The sequence below is a fragment of the uncultured Cocleimonas sp. genome (assembly GCF_947495625.1).
In the GTDB taxonomy this organism is placed as follows: domain Bacteria; phylum Pseudomonadota; class Gammaproteobacteria; order Thiotrichales; family Thiotrichaceae; genus Cocleimonas.
This window is the reverse complement of record NZ_CANLZW010000002.1, coordinates 1-16,876: the sequence shown is the minus strand read 5'-3', so window position 1 is coordinate 16,876 and position 16,876 is coordinate 1. Positions and strand designations below refer to the sequence as shown.

General features: G+C 38.1%; 14 protein-coding genes. All 14 read left to right on the top strand.

The window, feature by feature from the left end:
• The first annotated feature begins 28 nt into the window (after positions 1-28).
• Positions 29-514: a type VI secretion system tube protein Hcp gene (locus Q1A31_RS01210; protein WP_299871161.1), complete on the top strand. Its 486-nt coding sequence runs from the start codon at positions 29-31 to the stop codon at positions 512-514.
• Between the two features lie 185 nt (positions 515-699).
• On the top strand, positions 700-1,500 hold the full coding sequence (locus tag Q1A31_RS01205) for a type VI secretion system accessory protein TagJ (protein WP_299871158.1): 801 nt from the start codon (positions 700-702) through the stop codon (positions 1,498-1,500).
• Positions 1,501-1,512: 12 nt separating this feature from the next.
• Positions 1,513-2,145, top strand: coding sequence for a type VI secretion system baseplate subunit TssE (tssE, locus tag Q1A31_RS01200; protein ID WP_299871155.1), 633 nt, complete (start codon positions 1,513-1,515; stop codon positions 2,143-2,145).
• A 40-nt stretch (positions 2,146-2,185) separates the two neighbouring features.
• Positions 2,186-4,054, top strand: a complete 1,869-nt coding sequence (tssF, locus tag Q1A31_RS01195) for a type VI secretion system baseplate subunit TssF (RefSeq protein WP_299871152.1) — start codon at positions 2,186-2,188, stop codon at positions 4,052-4,054.
• A complete protein-coding gene (gene tssG, locus Q1A31_RS01190; protein WP_299871150.1) occupies positions 4,051-5,040 on the top strand; it encodes a type VI secretion system baseplate subunit TssG in 990 nt (329 codons plus the stop codon). The genes tssF and tssG overlap by 4 nt, the downstream gene beginning before the upstream one ends.
• Positions 5,041-5,117: 77 nt before the next feature.
• Complete coding sequence (tssH, locus tag Q1A31_RS01185) at positions 5,118-7,916, top strand: type VI secretion system ATPase TssH (protein ID WP_299871147.1); 2,799 nt, start codon at positions 5,118-5,120, stop codon at positions 7,914-7,916.
• A gap of 160 nt (positions 7,917-8,076) precedes the next feature.
• Entirely contained in the window at positions 8,077-10,281 is a 2,205-nt protein-coding gene (locus tag Q1A31_RS01180; RefSeq protein ID WP_299871144.1) for a type VI secretion system Vgr family protein, read from the top strand.
• 13 nt (positions 10,282-10,294) lie between these two features.
• Positions 10,295-10,750, top strand: coding sequence for a DUF6484 domain-containing protein (locus tag Q1A31_RS01175; protein WP_299871142.1), 456 nt, complete (start codon positions 10,295-10,297; stop codon positions 10,748-10,750).
• 11 nt (positions 10,751-10,761) lie between these two features.
• Positions 10,762-11,883: a DUF2169 domain-containing protein gene (locus tag Q1A31_RS01170; protein WP_299871140.1), complete on the top strand. Its 1,122-nt coding sequence runs from the start codon at positions 10,762-10,764 to the stop codon at positions 11,881-11,883.
• The gene (locus tag Q1A31_RS01165) at positions 11,864-12,859 is read left to right on the top strand and encodes a hypothetical protein (RefSeq protein ID WP_299871137.1); all 996 of its coding nucleotides are present in this window, start codon (positions 11,864-11,866) and stop codon (positions 12,857-12,859) included. Before Q1A31_RS01170 ends, Q1A31_RS01165 begins: the two co-directional genes overlap by 20 nt.
• Before the next feature lie 2 nt (positions 12,860-12,861).
• A complete protein-coding gene (locus Q1A31_RS01160; protein ID WP_299871134.1) occupies positions 12,862-13,350 on the top strand; it encodes a DUF4150 domain-containing protein in 489 nt (162 codons plus the stop codon).
• A 21-nt stretch (positions 13,351-13,371) separates the two neighbouring features.
• Positions 13,372-14,313, top strand: a complete 942-nt coding sequence (locus tag Q1A31_RS01155) for an HNH/endonuclease VII fold toxin-2 domain-containing protein (protein ID WP_299871131.1) — start codon at positions 13,372-13,374, stop codon at positions 14,311-14,313.
• 53 nt (positions 14,314-14,366) lie between these two features.
• A complete protein-coding gene (locus tag Q1A31_RS01150) occupies positions 14,367-15,221 on the top strand; it encodes a hypothetical protein (RefSeq protein ID WP_299871129.1) in 855 nt (284 codons plus the stop codon).
• Positions 15,222-15,439: 218 nt separating this feature from the next.
• Entirely contained in the window at positions 15,440-16,687 is a 1,248-nt protein-coding gene (locus Q1A31_RS01145; RefSeq protein ID WP_299871126.1) for a TIGR02270 family protein, read from the top strand.
• Positions 16,688-16,876: the final 189 nt, after the last annotated feature.

Sequence of the window (16,876 nt, the reverse complement as noted above, 5' to 3'; positions counted from 1 at the left end):
TTTTAATAAAATTTGAAGGAGTAAAGTTATGGCTGTTGATATGTTTCTAAAACTTGATGGTATAGAGGGTGAGGCGCAGGATGATAAGCATAAAAAAGAGATTGATGTTTTAGCCTGGAGTTGGGGGGCGTCACAATCTGGTACTACCCATATGGGTGCAGGTGGCGGTGGAGGTAAAGCCAATGTGCAGGATGTTAGTTTCACCCATTATATAGATTCGGCTTCTCATAATTTATTGCAACGTGTCTTTGATGGTAAGCATATTTCAGAGGGCACTTTGGTTGTTCGTAAAGCAGGAGGTACACCCTTAGAATATTTAACCATCAAAATGACAGATATAATGGTTACCAATGTTTCTACTGGTGGTTCGGGAGGGGAAGATCGGTTGACGGAAAATGTAACTCTGAATTTCTCAAAAGTTGATTATACGTATAAACCGCAAAAAGATGATGGAACTGCTGAAGCTGATAAAAAGGCTGGTTGGGATATTGCAGAGAATAAAACAACGGTATAACCAGGTAGTGCTTTTTTAATGAGGTTTGTCTGTAAAATTTATAACGTTAATTGGATAGAAAGAAGCTATTGCCAAAAAGGCAATAGCTATTTTTCAGCTTGTGCAAAGATGGAGACTATTGTGATTTTTCTTTTATTTTTATCTATTAATGTAAACCCGATTTTAAAAACTGTGAAGGTCTAAGAATGAATGCTCAGCAACTTATTAGAGATGGTAACCTTGATGAGGCGTTACAACTTTTACAGGTAGAGATTCGTGAAAACCCTGCAGATTCAAAGCTTCGAATTTTTTTATTTCAGTTGCTTGCCGTACTAGGGCAATGGGAACGAGCTACTAAGCAGCTCGATGTTATTGCTAAAATGGATGACAGTGCCTTGGCAATGGTTTATGAATGTCGTGCCGCCATTGAATGTGAGATGTATAGAGAGGAAGTCTTCTCCGGGAATAAAGATCCTGTTTTCATGGGTAAGCCAGAAGAATGGCAGGCTCTCTTGCTTCAATCATTAAAACTCTCTGCGATGGAAAAGGGAGCTGAGTCACAAACCTTACATACACAAGCTATGGAAATGGCCACCACTTCGGCAGGAAGTATTAATGGAGATGCATTTGAGTGGATAGCTGATGCAGACACTAGGCTTGGCCCCTTATTGGAAGTGTTTGTTGATGGTCAATATAGATGGGTGCCTTTTACTAATATTAAGCGTCTCGCTATTGAGGCTCCAGAAAACTTAAGAGATTTTGTTTGGATGCCAGCGCATATTCAATGGGAAACAGAAGGAGAATCATTTGTTCTGATACCGACACGTTATCCTTTTTCTGCTGAAAAAAATCATCAATTAGCACTTTCTCGACAGACTGAGTGGGTTGAAAAAGGAGAAGATAGCTTCATTGGTTTTGGTCAAAGATTATTCGCTACAGATGTGAATGATTACTCGCTTCTTGATGTAAGAGATGTCTTTTTTAAACAAAACTCTTCTGTTAGCTAGTACTTGCAAATTATGGTTAAAGAAACATCAAAATCCAGTAAACCTAAATTTTTACCTTCTTTACTAGATAGGGTTACAGACAATGAATATATCGACACTACCTTAGAACTTAGTCGACAAAGGGTAAATGTACTGGAAAAGAAGCTTTCAAATAAAGATCAAGAAATAACACAGCAACAAAATAAAGAATGGTTAGATGAGCTAAAAACCCAGCGAGGACAACTGCTTTATTTAGAAAAGTCGATAGGTACTTTAAACAAAATATCGGCGTGCGTTAAACGCGATCTCACGTGGTTATTCAATTGCAATAATATGTGTGAAGATCAGCTGCTAAAAGAAAGTTATGCTGAAATAGAGACCTCGGTATTGAATTATGGTTTGCCTGATCTAACGGGAAAAACGGCATCCAGTATAAACGTTATAGAGTTAGAAGGAATTATAAAGCAAACAATCCTTCGTTTTGAACCTCGAATTATCCCTAAAACATTGGAAGTACAGCTTCACGAAGATGAAGAGAGTATGAATCATAATTCTTTAATAATTGAAATTAGTGGTGATGTTTGGACTGATCCTGTGCCTGTGCATCTACATTTGAGGACTCAAATTGATTTAGAAAGTGGGAATGTTGATGTTATAGATTATTAGTTTTTATTATTAAAATTTCACAAATATATGAGGGAAGTTGATGCATCCAGAAATGCTCAAATACTATGAAAAAGAACTCCAATTTGTCCGTGGTATGGGTAAGGAGTTTGCTGAGCGTTATCCAGGTGTTGCTGAACGTTTGGATCTAGGTGGGTTTGAATGTGCAGATCCCTATGTGGAAAGATTACTTGAAGGCTTTGCGTTTTTATCCGCTCGTATTCAACTAAAACTGGATGCAGAATTTCCAAGGTTCACCCAGAATCTACTGGATATGGTTTATCCCCATTATCTGGCGCCTACGCCTTCTATGGCAATTATGAATTTTGAACCGGATCTGGAGGGTGGTGTAACTGAAGATGGGTTTACTATTCCTCGAGGTACACGATTACGCAGTTCTTTAAGCGAAGGTATGCGCACTCGTTGCGATTATCGAACCTCTCAAGATGTTAACTTATGGCCAATAAGTATAGAAGAGGCTAAATATCTTCGTGCTGGTGAAGCTGAGATTCATAATCGTTCTTCTGAGCCCGTTAAGTCAGCCATTAAAATTCAGTTAAAAGTGTCTCAAGGTATTGACTTTAAAACGTTATCTCTGAATAAATTAGAATTCTATTTAGATGGTGGAGGTGAAACTCCGCATAGAGTTTATGAGCTGTTATTGGCGCATTGCTCATCAATTATTATTCAGCCAGTACAAGAGAACGAAAAAAAACCAGCCTGGCGTGTAGAGCTACCTGTGACTAATTTGTCTGAAATGGGTTTTGATGAAAATCAGGCTTTACTTCCATACACTGACGTATCTTTTCAGGGATATCGCTTTCTGCAAGAATACTTTGCCTTTCCACAGCGCTTTTTATTTGTTGAGCTAAATGGATTGCAAGATGTAGTACAGCGATGCGAATCAGATATTTTAGAAATAATATTTTTATTTAAAGAAAAGAATGAGTTATTAGAAGGAGCTTTAGGTAAGGATAACTTCTCCTTGAACTGTACTCCCGCTATCAATCTTTTTCCAAAAAGGGCAGATAGAATACATTTATCGCATCGTTCAAGCGAGCATCAAGTGATTATGGACCGCACTAATCCTTTAGATTATGAGGTCTTTTCAATTACAGGCGTTAATGGATACGATTCTAGTCTACAAGATAAGCAATCGTTTAATCCATTCTATGCTAGTGATAATTATGATTCTAAAATGGGACAGGCTTTCTATACAATCAGTCGTAAACCTCGGTTGCAGTCTACTACGAATCGTTCGCATACAGACTATGTTGGTACAGAAATATTTCTTTCTTTAGTCGATAGTTCCGAGACACCTTATGATGAAGATTTAAAGCAATTAGGTGTATCTGCATTGTGTACAAACAGAGATTTACCTTTGCATATTACTTCGAGAGGGGGCAAAACTCGGTTCACCATGGAAGATAGCGCACCTGTTTTGCAGGTAAGAACTTTGGCTGGTCCAACTAAGCCTAAACCCCCTAATGTTGAAGGTGAAAATGCTTGGAGATTGATTAGTCATCTATCCCTTAATTATCTGTCTCTAATGGATAAAGACGAAAAAACAGGAGCAGTAGCTTTACGAGAGTTACTTACATTATATGGGGATATGCATAGATCTGAAACGATGAAACAAATCAATGGATTATTATCGGTTAAGAGTAACCCTGCTGTTCGAAGAATCCCTGGTGCGGGCCCGATTACTTTTGGGCGTGGTTTGGAAATTTCAATCAATTGTAAAGAAAGTGCTTTTGATGGAATGGGTGTTTATTTGTTAGGGAGTGTTCTTGAACATTTTTTTGCAAAATATGTTTCATTAAATAGCTTTACGCAAACAAGCCTGAGTACTGTTGAAAGAGGAGAGATTAAACAGTGGTCTGTTAGGACAGGAACACGGGCAATCTTATGACTGAAACTACCGACGTGATTCAGGAAATAACAGATAACCCGCATCAGTTTGGGTTTTATGAAGCGTTGAGGTTGATCGAGTGCTATTACAAAGATCGAGCGCGTCTGGGTGAGACGCTTAAATCAGTGGATGACATGATTCGTCTAGGGCAGACCCCAACTACTGCCTTCGCTCCATCTACATTGTCTTCAGCCACAACAGAAAAAGATACATTATTGCATTTGAATGTATATTTCTTCGGGATGTTTGGCCCAAATGGTGCACTACCTCTGCATTTGACTGAATATGCAAATGACAGAGTCAAAACAGCTAGAGATGAGTCATTTATTCATTTCATGGATATGTTTCATCATCGTTTGTTGTGCTTGTTTTATAGGGCTTGGGCGAATAAAGAACCTACGGTCCATTACGATAGGCCAGAACAAGATCGTTTCCATATTTACACTGGTTCTCTGTTAGGTATAGGTAGTCCTGCTTTACAAGATAGAGACCTAATGCCAGACAATAGCAAAATGCATTATGCGGGGCATATGAGTACACAAACGCATCATGCAGAGGGGCTATCTTCAGTGCTTCAAGCCTTTTTCAAAGTACCAGTAAAAATAAAAGAATATATTGGTGAGTGGTTGGAAATCCCCGAACAAAGCCGGTGTTATTTAGGTATGAGTCTGGATGGAGGAAAGCTTGGGGATGATGCCGTTCTTGGTGGCAGAAGTTGGCAGCGCCAGTATAAGTTTCGCGTTTTAATAGGCCCTATGGAGTTAGATGAATACGAAGGGTTACTTCCAGGTAAAGCTAAAATTAAACAAGTATCAGCCATTCTTAAAAATTATGTAGGAATGGAAATGATCTGGGACATAAATCTAATATTAAAAAAAGAAGCTATCCCTAAAACACAGCTGGGAAGTTTCGGACAGCTTGGATGGTCAACGTGGTTACATAATTCACCAATGCAAAAAGATGCGGACGACTTTTTGACAGTTTAGGAGATAGGGAGAGTGTGAAGTGAAGTTTACTTCAAACAGTAATAACAAATAAGTAAGAACCAATAAGGAAGAAACCAATGTCAGATATAAGCAGAACATCATTATTTAGAAAGCTAAATCCAATCACCTATAAAGCGATTGAGAGTGCGACGGTTTTTTGTAAGTTGCGTGGTAATCCTTATGTCGAACTTATCCATTGGTTGCATCAAATATTACAGTTACAAGACTCTGATCTTCATCGAATCATACAAACCTATGGTTTGAACCCTTCTCATTTAAGTAGAGACATGACAGATGCTTTAGATAGATTGCCCCGTGGCGCTTCATCTATCTCTGATTTGTCTTCACATGTAGAAGAGACGGTAGAACGAGGCTGGGTATACAGCACCTTGATGTTTAATGACAGCAAGGTTAGGTCAGGGCATTTAATTGTGGGTATATTGAAAACACCTAGTCTTAAAAATAGCCTTATCTCTATCTCTGACCAGTTTAATAAAATCAGTCTGGAGAACTTAACAGAGCATTTTCATGATGTTGTAGCAAACTCACCTGAAGAAAACTTATCCGCCACAGATGGTACAAGCCTAGACGGTTCAGCGCCTGGTGAGGCAAGTGGGGCTATAGCACCTGCACAAATGGGAAAGCAGGAAGCCTTGCAACAATTCACAGTTGATCTTACAGAAAGGGCAAGAACAGGAGAGCTTGATCCAATCGTAGGGCGTGATGATGAAATCCGTCAAATGGTAGATATACTAATGCGCCGCCGTCAAAATAATCCCATTCTTACGGGTGAAGCAGGGGTAGGTAAAACAGCTGTAGTCGAAGGGTTTGCTCAACGTATTGCCTCAGGGGATATTCCCCCTAGTATGAAAGATGTTTCTGTAAGAACGTTAGACATGGCATTGCTTCAGGCTGGAGCAAGCATGAAGGGTGAGTTTGAAAATCGCCTGAAGCAAATTATTGAAGAGGTGCAATCCTCAGAAAAGCCGATTATTTTATTTATTGATGAGGCACATACTCTAATTGGTGCTGGTGGTGCTGAAGGAACAGGCGATGCTGCGAATATTCTAAAACCAGCATTGGCTAGAGGAACATTGAGAACAATCGCTGCAACTACATGGGCAGAATATAAAAAATACTTTGAAAAAGACCCGGCTTTGACACGTCGTTTTCAAGTAATCCAAGTAGATGAACCCACTGAGGAAAAAGCCACTCTGATGCTGAGGAGCATGGCTACCGTGATGGAAAAACACCACCAGGTACTGCTACTTGATGAGGCATTGGAAGATGCTGTAAAACTTTCTCATCGATATATTCCAGCAAGGCAACTACCTGATAAAGCTATCAGTGTTTTGGATACTTCATGTGCAAGGGTGGCTGTAAGTCAGCATGCAACGCCAGCTGAAGTGGAGGATTGCCAACGTAAAATTCAGGCATTAGAAGTAGAAAATAGAATAATTGATCGAGAAGCAGCAGTAGGAATAGACATTGGGGAAAGAAAGCTCAATGTAGATACTCAATTATCAGAACAGCATGAACAGTTAAAGGTCCTTGAAAAGCGTTGGCAAGAAGAAAAAGAGCTAGTCACAGATATATTAGAACTTAGAGCGAAATTGAGAGGGGTAACTAGCAAGGTAGAAGGTACCGGATCAAAATTAGAGAAAGCTGTAGAGGAGATAGTAGAAAACACTACAGATCATGATGATGAAACTAGCGAGTTAGATACATCAGAAGAAAAGCATGAAAGCTTAGTGACTGCTGATAATGTAGAGTTATCTGATGAAAATAGGACTAAAGCTCTGGAAAAACTTCAAGATTTACAACAGCAGTTATCAGAGCTACAAGGTGAAAGCCCATTAATACTCCCATCTGTTGATGGTCAGGCAATAGCTTCAGTGATTGCAGATTGGACAGGGATACCTGTTGGGAAAATGGTGCGAGATGAAATGTCTGCGGTATTAAACTTGAGTGATACCTTAAATGAAAGAGTGGTTGGGCAAAAGCATGCCTTAGATATGATTGCAAAAAGGGTTCAAACATCGAGAGCTGAGTTGGATAGTCCCAATAAGCCAATCGGTGTATTTATGCTTTGCGGCCCATCTGGTGTAGGTAAAACTGAAACAGGTTTGGCACTTGCTGAGTCATTGTATGGCGGTGAAGAGAACATCATTACTATTAATATGAGTGAATTTCAGGAAGCTCACTCTGTATCAACGCTTAAAGGCTCACCTCCAGGTTATATTGGGTACGGTGAGGGGGGTATATTAACCGAAGCAGTAAGAAGAAGGCCTTATAGTGTGGTTTTGCTCGATGAAGTTGAAAAAGCACATCCAGACGTGCATGAGATATTTTTTCAAGTCTTTGATAAAGGCCGTATGGAAGACGCGGAAGGACGACTGATAGATTTTAGAAATACATTGATTTTATTAACTTCAAATGTGGGTACAGAAATGATCATGGATATGTGTGTTGATCCTGATTTAATGCCTGGTGTTGAAGGTTTAGCTAAAGCATTACGAGAGCCCTTGCTAAAAGTATTTCCACCAGCATTGATTGGTCGTTTGGTGACCATTCCTTATTATCCATTGAGCGATGAAATACTCAGTACCATTATTAAGCTTAAACTGAATAAAATAGTAAAACGCATTAAACAAAATCATGAGGCTGAGATGACTTATGGCGATGATGTGATCCAATTGATTTCTGAACGCTGTAACGATTTAGACAGTGGCGCCAGAGTGGTTGATGCGATATTAACAAATACAGTATTACCTCAAGTGAGTCAGGAGTTTTTGGAAAGAATGATGGAAGGAGAAAAGATCAATACGGTTGCTATCTCAGTAAAAGATAGTGAAATGGTTTATAAATTCTCATAGTAATTTAAAAAGGAGTGGTTTTTACTAATATCGTTTTAGGCTTTATTTTGAGTATAAAAATGACACCCCCTAACTTTGAGGCTGTTTTTGATAATAACTGTTGTAATAGTGTGCTGATATTAAATGCATAATTTTATAACTAACACGTAAAGATATTTATATGCCAGCAACGCAAAATAATAGTGAAGTTAAAATAAAGACCCCTCTAGGGCCTGATGTATTATTGTTTCGTGATATGTCAATGACTGAAGAATTAGGTCGATTATTTAATATTGATTTAGATTTGTTAAGTGAACAGGGCGATATTAACTTTGAAAAAATACTTGGTGAGAACGTTACGATTGAGCTCGATTTAGCCGATGGGAGTAAACGTTATTTTAATGGTCATGTTACGAGTTTTTCTCAAACAGGAGGGTTAAGTAGGTATACAGCCTATCAAGCAACAGTTAGACCCTGGTTTTGGTTTCTAACACGCACAGCAGATTGTCGAATATTCCAAGAGAAGTCTGTTCCCGAAATAGTTAAAGAAATTTTTAGGGAATTGGGATATACAGATTTCAAAGACAAGCTAACTAAGAATTATCGAACTTGGGAATATTGTGTCCAGTATCGAGAAACGGATTTTAATTTTGTCAGTCGTTTGTTAGAGCAAGAGGGTATTTATTATTACTTTACTCATGAAGATGGCATCCATGAGCTTGTACTATCAGATGGAATATCTGCGCACCAGCCATTACCGGGCGACTATTCTACAATTACTTTTTATCCTCCTGATAACACAAGAGTAAGAAAAAAAGAACACATACATAGTTGGCATATCTCCAAAAGTGTTCAACCAGGTAAATATGTGCTTAATGAGTTTGATTTTGAAAAGCCAGCAGCTGATCTAATTACAAAATTTGATGATATAAAGTCACATCAAAAATCTGATTATGAAATCTATGATTATCCTGGTGAATATATTAAGACTGATGATGGGGATAAATATGCTCAAGCTAGAATAGAAGAACTGCACAGTGAATACGAGCAAGTACAAGGACAAAGTGGTGTTCGTGTGATGAAAACTGGTGACTTATTCACTTTAGACGAATTTTCACGTTCAGATCAAAACAGACAATATCTAATTACTGGTATAACGCATGACATTCATTCATATGCTTATGACTCTAGTGATGGAGATAAAGAGGATATTTACAGTAATAGGTTTTCAGTTATAGAAAGTAATACACCTTATAGACCCGCAAGAATAACTCCAAAACCGATCGTTCAAGGCTCTCAAACAGCTATTGTTGTTGGCCCAAGTGGTGAAGAAATTCATACCGATCAACATGCGAGAGTGAAACTTCAATTTCATTGGGACCGATACGGAAAATCAGATGAAAACTCATCCTGTTGGGTAAGAGTTGCACAATTGTGGGCTGGTAGAGCTTGGGGAGGAATTCATATTCCACGTATAGGGCAAGAAGTTATTGTAGATTTCATGGAAGGAGATCCAGACAGGCCCATTATCACAGGCAGAGTTTACAATGGTGAGCAGAAGCCTCCGTATGATCTGCCCGCTAATAAAACACAAAGCGGCATAAAAAGTCGAAGTTCGAAGGGAGGAACAGGAGCTAACTTCAATGAAATACGCATGGAAGATAAGAAGGGTAGTGAAGAGCTTTATCTCCATGCAGAAAAGAACCATACCAATATTACAGAAAATGATCGGAATGAAGATGTTGGCCACGATCGTTCACTTCATGTTGGACACGATAAAAGCGAAGCCGTAGATAATAATAAATCGATTACTATCGGAGTAGACCATACTGAAGCAATTGGTAAAAACAAACAGCTTTCAGTAGGTGTCAATCATAGCGAGCAGATTGGTTCAAATATGACTATCAGTGTTGGCAGTAATCTCACCGAAACAGTAGGAATTAACTACGCTGAAACAGTTGGTGTTGCGATGGAATTAACCATTGGAGCTACGTATGTACAATCAGTCGGATTGAGTAAAACAGTAACATTAGGAACAAGTAAATCAGAGTCCATAGGAACGTCAAAAACTGTCTCAATAGGTTCTGACCAATCAGAAGAAGTTGGTGCAAACAAATCAATATCCATTGGTGAGAATTTAAGTGAAAACATCGGAGATTCACATTCCGAGGCAGTTGTAAAAGACTATTCACTAACAGCTAAGACAATAAGCATGACTGCAGAAGATTCCATTACTTTAACGACTGGTAAAGCCAGTATAACGATGAAAAAAGATGGAACGATTAATATTAAGGGCAAAGATATTACAATAAAAGGTTCTGGAAAAATTAATGCTAAAGCCTCAAAGAATATTGTGATGAAAGGGAAAAACATCTTACAGAATTAATTATAGGTGCATTATGAAAGCTAAGAATAAATACCCAGTAGATAGAGAAAATGAAGGAAGTGTGATTATTGGAGCTCTTGTAGGTATTGATGAGAAAAACCAACCAATAATTGTTTATCCTGATAATCCAATTGAATCTGGAGTGGTAGCGAAAAGTACCACCTTATTTACAAGTGATGATGTTGGATGCGATGTTGCAATGCTTTTTGAAAACGGAGATAAATCTAAACCATTAATTATCGGAAAAATACAGCAACCAAAAACTGAACCAAAGAAAAATAGCCTGTTAGATATTAAGTTGGACGATCAAGAAATTACCTTATCGGCATCAAAACAAATTACTTTAAGTTGTGGAAAATCTAGTATTACTTTAACTAAAGCTGGAAAAATTTTGATTAGGGGGGAGTACGTTCTCACTCGTTCTTCTGGAGTTAATAGAATAAAGGGTGGGTCAGTTCAGATTAACTAACCATGGAAATCGTGAATACAACCCAATACCTTGCAACTTGTACAATTAGTACAGACAAGCATGGGCAGGAGCATATATTAGCAATTGTAAAAGGCACCTTTGAAATTCCTACCTTAGGAAAGATCGCTGAACTTGCTGAGCAACCGGTTCCGATCATCGCTGAAGATATATATGAAGGTGACCCAGAAGATTCTTCAGTCGTTTTTGAAAGTGATTACGCTTTAAATAAACCCTTTTGTGATGTGCTGTTAAATGGATATTGCTATGCACCCAAAGGGAAACCTACTACACAGGTATCTGTCGGACTCAAGGTTGGAAATGTAAGGAAAATTTTTCAAGTAACAGGGGATAGGGTCTGGGAACATTATCCTACAAAAATAAAACCCAGCGAACCTGAACCATTTGTAAAGAAATCGATTTCATATGATGCTGCGTATGGTGGGAAAGATTATTTTGATATTGATAAAGAAAAGCATACAGCCTATTTGCATAATCCGGTAGGTGTTGGATATCACAAAGTTTTAACCCTTGAGGTAGTAAACGGGAAACCGCTACCAAACACAGAAGAAATTAATAATCCTATTAACCATCCCTACGAGAATTATCGGCCAATGTCTTTAGGAGCTGTAAGTAGAAGTAGTCCATCAAGAGCTATTCATGCAGGCAAATATGATAAAAAATGGGTGGATCAACAGTTTCCGTTTTTACCTAAGGATTTTGATGATCGTTATTTTCAAGCAGCGCCTGAAGATCAGCAAACAGAATATTTAAAAGGAGGAGAGATCGTTCATTTAGTCAATTTAACTGAAAGCGGTAAAACTCAATTCAGGATTCCTTCAATTAGGCAGAAAAAGGTTGTTTTCTATTTTCATGATGGGAAATATCAAATTGCAGATTTTAAGGTAGATACATTACATATATTCCCTGAAGATAATGTTTTTACAATGACAGCTAGAGCTTCGATTCCAATTTATGGTGATCCATTCAACTGCTCGAAGGTAATTATAGGTAGGGGTACTACTGCTTGGAAACACGCATTAGAGAAAGGTAAACGATATATACCAAGTATCTCAGAACTTAAAGATTACCTAAAAAAACAACAGGAGAATAGCGATGCTTCCGTTGCAGGTTGATGGCATGGGTGTAGTAACTGCATTAGGTCTTTGCAGAAAGTCTACATCTGCAGCTTTTAGAGCAGGTATAGATAACTTTCAGGAAAGTCACTTTCTTGATGGTAATGGTGAAGACTTACTCGTCGCAGAAGCGCCTTTAGAAAAGCCATGGCGTGGAAAAGTGAAAATGCAGAAGATGGCAATTATGGCGATAAATGAAGCGATTCAAGAGGCTGGTGTAGATATACAGGGTGAAATTACTATTCTCGTCTGTTTACCTGAAAAAGGTATAGGGATACACGTCGATGAACAACAGTTTTTTGAAGAATTACAAGAAGGGTCTGGTCTTTCCTTTTCAATCAATTCTGTAATTATCAGGAAAGGTAAATCAGGTTGTGTTTCAGCCTTTCAATATGCAGAAGAATTGATATATCAACAGCAGATAGAAAATATTGTGGTAGTTGCTACGGATACTCTTCTTACAGGAAAGTTAGTGAACTCATACACAGAAAAACGATGGTTATTTACAAGGACTACTTCAAATGGGTTCATACCCGGAGAAGCTGCTGTTTGCTTGATCGTTAACAAAAGCTCTGAAGTGAGTAGTTTTACAATTATTGGAATTGGCAAGGCTGAAGAACCTTACAGTGAAGGTGATGAAGCACCCTTTCTCGCAGAGGGAATGACTAAAGCTGTAGGCTCAGCATTGAATTCAGCAAAACAGGAATTAGCGAACATAAAACTATGGTTTTCACACAACGGAACATCATATTTATCGGCTAAAGAAAGCACATTAGCGGAACTCAAGCTGTTAAGAGGTGAAGAATTACGTTATCAGCGTCACTCATTAACACCTTATTTTGGGGAAGTAGGCTCAGCAGCAGGCCTCTTAATGATTGCTTTAAGTTACAGTTTATTACCCAAAGGAAGCATTAATCTAAATTCAATGGCTAATTTTGGATCAAGGCGTGCTGCCATAATGTGTGAGGTGAAGTAGTTATGGCTAATAAAGTATTTGCAAATGGACGTGAGATAGCTTGCAAAGCAGGTAAAGGAACCGCGATTCTACCTATTGGTGATGTTTGTTTCACCCCCCCACCTCCAACACCTCCATCACCACAACCCCCAGGTGTGCCAATTCCATACCCATCAATAGGAAAGGCCTCAGATACTACAAAAGGCACTAAAAAGGTAAAAATAACCAATAAAGAAGTCTACAAAATGAGTAAGTCTGTTTTCAAAAAATGTTATGGAGACGAGGCAGGATGTGCAATGGGTTCACCTTTAAAGAAAGGCATAATTTCCCGATGCAATAGAGGAGAAGTAGAGTTTAGAATGTCAGCATCCAATGTGAAAGTAGAAGGAAAAGCTGTCTGTCGACATTTAGATATAGTGACTTCAAATGGTAATGGTAATCCAGATAATACGCCACCTTTTCCGTTTATTGATGGGATGGCAATACCAGATTCATCCGATTGTACCAAATAAAATTATCTAGGAATAAATAATATGAGCTGTAATAAAGAGCTTATAGATTGTAAAGGCTGCAGCTGTACTGATAAGAAAACAAACTATAAAAACTGTTGCCCTAAAGAATGTAAGTGTATGGATGAAAAAGAGTATGAATCTCTTAGGGAGAACTATGTTAAAGACAATAAGGGTGTAAAAGAACAAATAGATAAGAAAATCGAAGAGGCAAAAGCAAAAGGTAAAGTATACAACTACCCTTATACTTTAGATAAAGGCTTTGTAACATTACTTTGTGAGAAACAATATACAGATACTAATGGGACTAAAAAAGATAAGAACGGCAAGGATATAGGAGAGTGCGAATTAACACGAAGTGAGTGTCAGACTAAAAGTAAATGTCATCTTATGCCGTATTCAGAAGCTAAAAAAGGGTGCTGTCCTGGGCAAACTGGGCATCACGTAATACCGGGTTCTTTGTTCAGAGAGGCTAGTGATTGTTATCATAATGATGACTTAATAGGTGTAAAAGGCATATCAAATCGTGATAACCATAATAAAGCATTAACAGTCTGTGTTGCGGGGTCTAGTCATTCTGTTGGCACCCATGGGTTAATGCATTTAGCTACAAAAAAGGAGTTTGGTACTGGTAGTAATATGGATTATGAAACAACTAGTGCTGCCTGTGTTAAGGCACACTCAAAAGTATTTAATGAGAGTGGATGTGATGAGAAATGCCTAAAAGAAGACCTTGATAAATCTTATGAAGCGATAGATGAAAATAATAAAGAGCTAGATAAAAAGAGAGAAGAAAACAACTTACCTAAAAAGAATTGTACTCCTTTGAGTGAAATCACGGATTATAGTCGAGATAAGTATGGTTCAGCAGCGAGTTCTGAGTTTAGTCTGGCTCATTTGAAAGAGCTAATTGAAAATGAAGCAATCAAAGCAGGTAAAGGTACGGCAAATTATTATGGGGTTTAGATATCTAAAAATAATTAATTCGTAAAATTTTTTACTGCTGTAAGGGACAAGATATGGATATTACTATTTCATTTAGAGGAGGATGTGCAATTGGGCCAACCTCTTTTTATCAGCTTTCAAACTCAACTTCTCATAATGATGAAGACCACATAATAATAACTTATTATGAAAAAGAGCAAGAGCCTATTGCTACAACTCTTATGTTTAGAGTGGCTGGTTGGCATAATGTGGATGGGAGACTACTTTTGATTGGAGAGGATAGTGAGCTGGTCTTTCTAAAGGAAGGAAAACTCGACAAAGAAAGTAAAATTAATTTTGATTGTATTCTTACTGGGACCTATGAAAATTCGAAAAGTTATTTTGCACATGGAATGAGTAATTGTATCCTGAGTTCGGATAATGGTGTTGATTGGGGAAATTTTAATAAAGGTATCGATAAAAACATATATGGGGTTATGGGTTTATCTGTAAATAATAAGGGTAATGGGGTTTGTGTAGGCTGGGATGGAGAAATATATATATTTGAAGATAATAAGTGGATAGATTTGGATTCACCTACCAATTCAATTTTAACTTCATGTTGTATATTAGAAAGTGGTTTGTTCTATGCTTGTGGTAAATCTGGGGTAATAATAAAAGGGAAGAATAATTATTTAGAGGTAATAGAACACTCACACAAGGGTATGGAGTTTTGGGATGTTTTTGAGTATGAAAATGAAGTTTTTATATGTGCAAGTACAACAATTTTTAGACTTTCAGACGGGGAGTTGATCCCCGTCGTTGGCTGGTATTTACCTGAAGGAGGAGTTTATTCATCTATGATGAAAACTCCTACGGGTTTTTGGATAATTGCAGAAAAAGTTACATACGATTACAGAAATGGTGAGTTTAATGAAATTCCAAAGTAATTATAAAAAGTAATATTTATGAAAAGTTTAACAAAGTTGTTGATAAGCAATTCATGTAGGTTGGAAAAGGAACTTCATCCAACCTAGAAATGGCAACTGTATAGCTGACTCTAACCTATAATTTACACGTCTTCCTAAATTCATATTTACACAAAGGCGCCATCATAATATTAAAAGTAACATAATCCTCTATTTAATAAGAATATATAACCCAAGCTATGAACCCACAACCAATACCGCACATCGTAGATCAACATGCAGAAGAAGCTGCATTTCTCTGGTTATTGCGCAGTAATGCTGTATCAGCTATTCACTATGATTTAGATGATTTAGCCGAGTTGGATAATCGTGTAGAAGCTCATATCGATGGTCTTAGAGTTACAGGTGACTATGGTTGGAAAGTTTGCGAAGCTAATCTTGAATTCAAAGAAGCAGGGGAGCTATTTATTTCAACTGTACTGGCCTTAGAGAGTAATAATGCAGAAAAACTTAAAATCGTTTATGAAGTTCTAAAGGCAAATACTGAGTTACAGAATGGTTTTGTTTCAGCCTTAGGTTGGGTTAATCCTAAGTTTCTGGAAGGGAAAGTTAGTGGTTTTTTGGCTTCTAAATCATCTTTTTGGCGTCAGATTGGTATTGCTGCATGTACAGTACAGCGTGTAGACCCTGGTGATCATTTAAAACGGGGCATCCAAAGTAAAAATCACGGCTTATGCAGTCAATCATTACGTGCTGCTGGAAAATTAGGTCGCGATGATTTGCTTGAATTGATAAAAAAACAACTGACTAGTAAAGATGAAAACGTCAGATTTTGGTCTGCTTGGTCTGCCATTCTCTGTGCAGACCGATCAGAATCATTAAGTGCGATGTTAGCCTTCGCAAAACTTGAATCTAGTTATGGGCTACAGGCTATTAATCTGCTTCTACGTGTCTATGATTCCAAAAAAGCCAAAGAACTATTAGCTCTATTAAAAGATCAAAATAAGATGAGGCTTGTCATTCAAGGTATGGGTATTCGAGGTGAAGCCGACTATATTCCATGGCTAATCGATCAAATGAGTATCCCTGAGTTATCTCGTTTAGCAGGTGAGTCTTTTACTTTAATTACAGGTGTGGATCTGGCATACGATGATTTGGAAATTGATCAACCCGAAGGCTTTGAAGCGGGACCTACTGAAGATCCCGAAGATGAAAACACGGATCTTGATGAGGATGAGGATTTACCATGGCCTGATATTGAGTTGGTCAGAGCATGGTGGGAGACAAATCGGAATCAGTTTAGCTCAGGTGTTCGTTACTTAATGGGCAAGGAAATTACCCATCAGAACTGTGTATCCATTTTAAAAACTGGTATGCAGAGACAACGTAAAGCAGCGGCCATGGAATTAGCTTTGATGACTGCAGATGGAGTGTTATTTGAAACAAGTGCTATTGGAAGTCGTCAGCAACAATTGCTTAATGTTTGAAGACTAAAACATACTAGATGAGACAGTGTTGGAGCTTTGCGACGACTACCAGAAGAGTAAAGTTTGCAAAACCTCTTAAAAGTGGGGGGGGGTGACCCCACTACTGTCCCACAGTTTACCATTAGAAAGCGAACTTCATCTGAGGCTCGCTTTTCTTATGTCTGGGAGGATCTGGTTTTAGAATCTCTC

What these genes read in the sequence shown, in the direction of transcription:
- Q1A31_RS01165 (WP_299871137.1), top strand. Translation starts at nt 11,864, where the DNA reads ATGCTTCCGTTGCAGGTTGATGGCATGGGTGTAGTAACTGCATTAGGT.
- Q1A31_RS01180 (WP_299871144.1), top strand. Translation starts at nt 8,077, where the DNA reads ATGCCAGCAACGCAAAATAATAGTGAAGTTAAAATAAAGACCCCTCTA.
- Q1A31_RS01150 (WP_299871129.1), top strand. Translation starts at nt 14,367, where the DNA reads ATGGATATTACTATTTCATTTAGAGGAGGATGTGCAATTGGGCCAACC.
- Q1A31_RS01155 (WP_299871131.1), top strand. Translation starts at nt 13,372, where the DNA reads ATGAGCTGTAATAAAGAGCTTATAGATTGTAAAGGCTGCAGCTGTACT.
- Q1A31_RS01160 (WP_299871134.1), top strand. Translation starts at nt 12,862, where the DNA reads ATGGCTAATAAAGTATTTGCAAATGGACGTGAGATAGCTTGCAAAGCA.
- tssF (WP_299871152.1), top strand. Translation starts at nt 2,186, where the DNA reads ATGCATCCAGAAATGCTCAAATACTATGAAAAAGAACTCCAATTTGTC.
- tssG (WP_299871150.1), top strand. Translation starts at nt 4,051, where the DNA reads ATGACTGAAACTACCGACGTGATTCAGGAAATAACAGATAACCCGCAT.
- tssE (WP_299871155.1), top strand. Translation starts at nt 1,513, where the DNA reads ATGGTTAAAGAAACATCAAAATCCAGTAAACCTAAATTTTTACCTTCT.
- Q1A31_RS01205 (WP_299871158.1), top strand. Translation starts at nt 700, where the DNA reads ATGAATGCTCAGCAACTTATTAGAGATGGTAACCTTGATGAGGCGTTA.
- Q1A31_RS01175 (WP_299871142.1), top strand. Translation starts at nt 10,295, where the DNA reads ATGAAAGCTAAGAATAAATACCCAGTAGATAGAGAAAATGAAGGAAGT.
- tssH (WP_299871147.1), top strand. Translation starts at nt 5,118, where the DNA reads ATGTCAGATATAAGCAGAACATCATTATTTAGAAAGCTAAATCCAATC.
- Q1A31_RS01210 (WP_299871161.1), top strand. Translation starts at nt 29, where the DNA reads ATGGCTGTTGATATGTTTCTAAAACTTGATGGTATAGAGGGTGAGGCG.
- Q1A31_RS01145 (WP_299871126.1), top strand. Translation starts at nt 15,440, where the DNA reads ATGAACCCACAACCAATACCGCACATCGTAGATCAACATGCAGAAGAA.